Source organism: Thermogutta sp., assembly GCF_014359955.1.
Lineage (GTDB): Bacteria > Planctomycetota > Planctomycetia > Pirellulales > Thermoguttaceae > Thermogutta.
The window spans coordinates 1-4,514 of sequence record NZ_JACIYL010000330.1 but is presented as its reverse complement, the minus strand read 5'-3'; the positions used below and the strand labels follow the sequence as shown (position 1 = coordinate 4,514).

The following is a 4,514-nucleotide window of genomic DNA, read 5'->3' as shown; positions in this document are numbered from 1 at the left end:
CCATGTAGCTCACATTGGGATCGTTTGACGCGTCTGCCCGCCACGCATTCAGAACTCGCTCCGCCTCCTCGAAGCGCTTTCGTGCGATGGCCCCGTAAATGAAAGCCTCTGCTACCTGGCTCGGGTCATAACCCTGGGAAATGAGGTCCCCCACATCGTTTCCTTTGCCGGGCGTCAAACGACCTGCCTGGATCAAAGCGAGACGCTGTTCCTGCTCGATGAGAACCGAGGAAACGCCCAAACTGCCGGCCTGCGACAGTGCCTCACCGAACGCCTGCGGTTGGTTCAATCGACGATAGAGTGTGGCCCGCAGAAGGAAAACCAGGCCATCCCGGGGCGAGAGTTTCTCCGCCCGATCGAGCCACTGTTTCGCGAGGGTTACCTGCCCTTGCCGAATAGCGTCTGAAGCTCGGCGACGTGCATCAGCAGCCAGCATCCGAGGGACAATCAGGACATTCAATGCGGCGATCACGACGCCGAAAAACCCGACGATGAGTGTAACTCGCCAGTGGGTTTTGACGCGCTGGCTCAATGTGAGGAGACACAACCGCAGATCCGGCATGGGGCGCGTGGCCTCCGAACGTGGCCTGACAAATGGGACGACGAGACTGAAGAATGTCTCGTCTGGGAAAGTCGCTCGACCTCGCAAAGGTTCTTAACCGATTTTAGGCTGACGGTCCGACGGTTGGAAGTTTTTTGGCAGTAGTCAACCGTGGGTAGGCAATGTATGTCGTCCATTGTCCGGAGGGTGCTCCGTGGCCGCACGTGCAGTGGCGAAGGCCGAGCGTTCGCGTCACAATTCAATCAAGATTGGGTGAGGTGCTGGGGAGCCCACGGTCAAAGACGGCGCTCGGATAAACCCTCCGCTCGTGTCGGGGATGGACCAGACATCAAGCGCTGCCTCAGATGAGTGCACTCACGAGTTGGGCGCTGTCCCTAATTTGGCCGTGGACAAAAGCCGAGGAGTCGGAGGGGCGTTGAAAAACTCCCGTTGGGTGTGCTGCTATGGCTGGGAAAGGTGAGGCTCGATTCCGATCCCCTCTCGTGGAGAGCTTTTGCCCGATGAGCTGCGAGAGATTCAGGCCAAATTAGTCAACGGTGTGCAGCCCACCCCGAAGCCAGGCCGCACGAATTAATGCCGATCTTACGTCCCACGATCGGTCCTTCACGGAGTGCGAGTTGTGCTCGATCTTCCGGTGACCCCTGTTGACCGTGCAAGGGGCATTCCGAAGATAATAAGCCGGATGTTAGGTCCTCGTGGAACACGGCGGACAGTTCGAGGGCAATCCGGGGCACGAGTCGGCGGATGACGAAAAGCCGACAGAGATGGAGGGGAAAGATGAGCCTCACCGTTTTGTTGAGCCTGGCTGGTTCGATGGTGGCTATGGTCACCGTCTTGGAAAAAGCGGAGCGCGGGATCCAAGAATATCGTCAGGGAGAGGCCACAATCACCTTGTTGGAGGCCGATGGGCGGCCAGCCGCGGGCGTGAAGATAGCCGTTATTCAACAGAGCCACGATTTCCTCTTCGGTTGCATTGTGCGCCCCCGGCACTACAACGACGAACGTTATCGGCAACGTTTAAAGGAATTGTTCAACTTCGTCGAATTGCTAGAGTTCAACTGGGGACAGTATGAGCCGGACGAGGACAGACCACTTTTGGAAGAACGGCGCCGCTTCATCTTCGACTGGTGTATCCCCAATGGGATCGAGCATTTCTACGGGCACATGCTCGTCTGGTCGCGCCAGTACGGAGAGTATCCCAAGACGGCCCTACCATTGTGGCTCTTTCGGTACGACCGGGCCACGCAATACGAGTTGCTCAAGCGGCGCATCCAGCGAGAAGTACGTGCCTACCGCGATGTGAACATCGTTTGGGACGTGGTCAACGAGGCGGTTCACTGCCGCCGGTGGGGGGATTGGGAGAAGCCGGATAACTTCGAGGAGCCATTAGATGTCATGGTTGGCTACGTCGCCGACGCCCTTCGCTGGGCGCATGAAGCGAATCCTGAGGCTCGGCTTCTCATCAACGATTACGGCGTCATCGTTCGTGGGAAATATCGGGATCGGTACCTGCAACTTGTGCAGACGCTGCTCAAAGCAGGGGTGCCTCTGCACGCCGTGGGCATTCAAGCCCACGAGCCGTTCAAAGGGGCGTATTGGTACTCCCCTGAAGAAATTTGGGAAGCGTGCGAGGTATTCGGGAGCCAGATGGGCCTCCCGATCTACTTTACGGAGTTCTGGTACGTTTCGGACCCGCATGTTCCCATTCGAGGGAATTATCGGGAGGGGATGTGGAATCCTGAACGGCAGGCGGAGGCAATTGAGGAATTCTATCGGGTTGCTTTTGGCCATCCCTCCGTCGCAGGCATCGTCTACTTTGGACTGGCAGATAACGACGTAGTCCGACCGACCATCGGGCTGCTGGACGAAAATTTCCAGCCCAAACCGGCTTGGCAACGATTACACCATTTGCTCAAAGAGGAATGGTGGACCCGATTCTCTGGAACTACTTCCTCGCAAGGTCTCTTCCATTTTCGAGGATTCTTCGGTCGTTATCGCGTGGAAGCAGAGCATGGAGGGCAGCGCTACACATGGTCCATTCATCTCGAAAAGGGAAAGCCGAACCACTGGAAACTCCTTTTGCAATAGGCCACTGAGCTCTATCTGGCGGTTGTAAAACAGGGAACGGGTCAGGTCTTGTAAACCCCTCGACCACGAGGCCAATGGGGAATACTTGACCTCGCTCGATGTTTTCCACCTTTTCCGAGGCCCCGGCCGTATCGCGGGCCACAACGCCACTGGCCAGAAGATCTCCATCATCCACACGGATCGCATTTGGATGCCCAACGCCACTTCTCATATCTGGTTGAAGCGAACCGAGCGACTCTGCGCGGACATCGCAAGCCCCGCAAACCATGATGCCGAAAAGCCCAATCATGAGCGCAACTGGCCAGTGGGTTTTGAATCGCTGGCTCAATGCGAGAAAATGCAAACGCGGATCCGGCAGGGTGAGTGTGGCCTTCGCACGTTGCCTGAGAAATAGGACGACGAGACTGAAAAATGTCTTGTCTTGAAAAGTCGCTCGATTGTGCAAAAGTTCTTAGCCGATTTTAGGCTGAGAATCCGGGGGTTGGAAGTTTTCGGCAAAAAGGCGACCGTGGACGCCCGATGTATGTCGTTCATTGTTCGGAAGACACTCGGTGCCCGCACCTGGCAGTGGCGAAGGCCGAGCGTTTGCGTCACAATTCAAATCAATCAAGCTCGGGTGAGGCGTTGGGGAGTCCACGGGGAAAGGCATCGCTCGGAGAAATCCTCCGTTGGTGTCGAGGATGGACCGGACTTGAATCGCTGCCTCAGATGAGTGCGCCCATCACGTTGTGAGTTATATATACTTTTGGTCTGCCCTTTGTGGAAGTGCGTGATCTTGTCTGAGATTGGTGGAGGTGCCTTATGCGTGTTGCGAAGACAGTGTGGTGCTTGCTTGGTCTTGCCTTGTTTATTGGCACGCTTAGCATCTGCGGCGACAGCCTGGCTGCCGAGGTGGAGAATGAACCCTCGCGACCCAATTTTCTCTTCATACTGGCGGACGATCTCGGTTGGGGTGATCCCAGTTGTTATGGGAACCGGCACTTTCGGACCCCTAACCTAGACAGGCTGGCGCAAGAGGGGATTTTGTTTACGCAGTACTATCAAGCAGGATCGGTGTGCTCACCCAGCCGGGCAGCTCTGATGACGGGGCGCTATCCGGCGGAATTGCGGATTCATGGTCATCTAGCCACACCGGAGCAAAACGCCGCCCGAGATATGGTCAATTATTTGGATCCCCAGGTTCCCACTCTGCCCAGGCTTTTGAAAGCGGCAGGTTACACAACGATCCACGTAGGTAAATGGCACCTGGGGCGTCCACCCGCGGCGGGCAGCGGGCTGGAAGTGTACGGTTTTGACGTAGCCCGATGGATCGATTGTCAGGAAGGAGACAGAAATCTTTGGAGCATCCAGGAACGGCCGGTCGCCGCGCGGGAACTCGTTGACGCCACCATCGAGGCCCTGCGTGGTGTCTCGGGGAAACCGTTCTACTGCCAGTTATGGCTGAATGACCCCCATGCTCCACTGGCACCGTCCCCGGAGCAAATGGCGCCCTTCCGCCGTCGGGTGCCCGAGGGGTTCACCAGTCCCTTTATGGTCTATGCTGCCACGGTTACGGAAATGGATCGTCAGATCGGGCGGCTGCTCGTCGCTCTGGACGAGCTCGGCCTGGCCCGGAACACGGTCGTCGTTTTCTCCTCCGACAACGGGCCGGAGGATATTGATATCGCAAACGCCTCATGGTCGGCTTATGGAAGCGCTGGACCGCTTCGTGGTCGCAAAAGAAGCCTGTACGAGGGCGGCATCCGGGTGCCCTTCATTGTACGCTGGCCCGCTAAAGTTCCCGGTGGTGTTGTGAATAATACCACCGTCGTTTGTGGTGTCGACTTGCTGCCCACGCTGTGCGAGTTGGCCGGGGTGAGCTTGC

The 4,514-nt window shown here is 57.1% G+C and carries 3 protein-coding genes; 2 read left to right on the top strand and 1 reads right to left on the bottom strand.

The features are described from left to right. Positions 1–562, bottom strand: a 562-nt coding sequence (locus tag H5U08_RS10795) for a hypothetical protein (RefSeq protein ID WP_297032885.1), incomplete at its 3' end; no start/stop codon positions are given. A gap of 777 nt (positions 563–1,339) precedes the next feature. Between H5U08_RS10795 and H5U08_RS10790 the strand changes: the two genes are divergently transcribed. Together H5U08_RS10790 and H5U08_RS10785 are read left to right on the top strand one after the other, a co-directional pair. Continuing rightward, positions 1,340–2,650 carry an endo-1,4-beta-xylanase gene (locus tag H5U08_RS10790; RefSeq protein ID WP_297032883.1) on the top strand — a complete coding sequence of 437 codons (1,311 nt, stop codon included), beginning with the start codon at positions 1,340–1,342 and terminating at the stop codon, positions 2,648–2,650. Between the two features lie 801 nt (positions 2,651–3,451). Next, positions 3,452–4,514 (top strand): sulfatase-like hydrolase/transferase (locus H5U08_RS10785; RefSeq protein ID WP_297032881.1); only part of this gene is annotated, 1,063 nt, incomplete at its 3' end.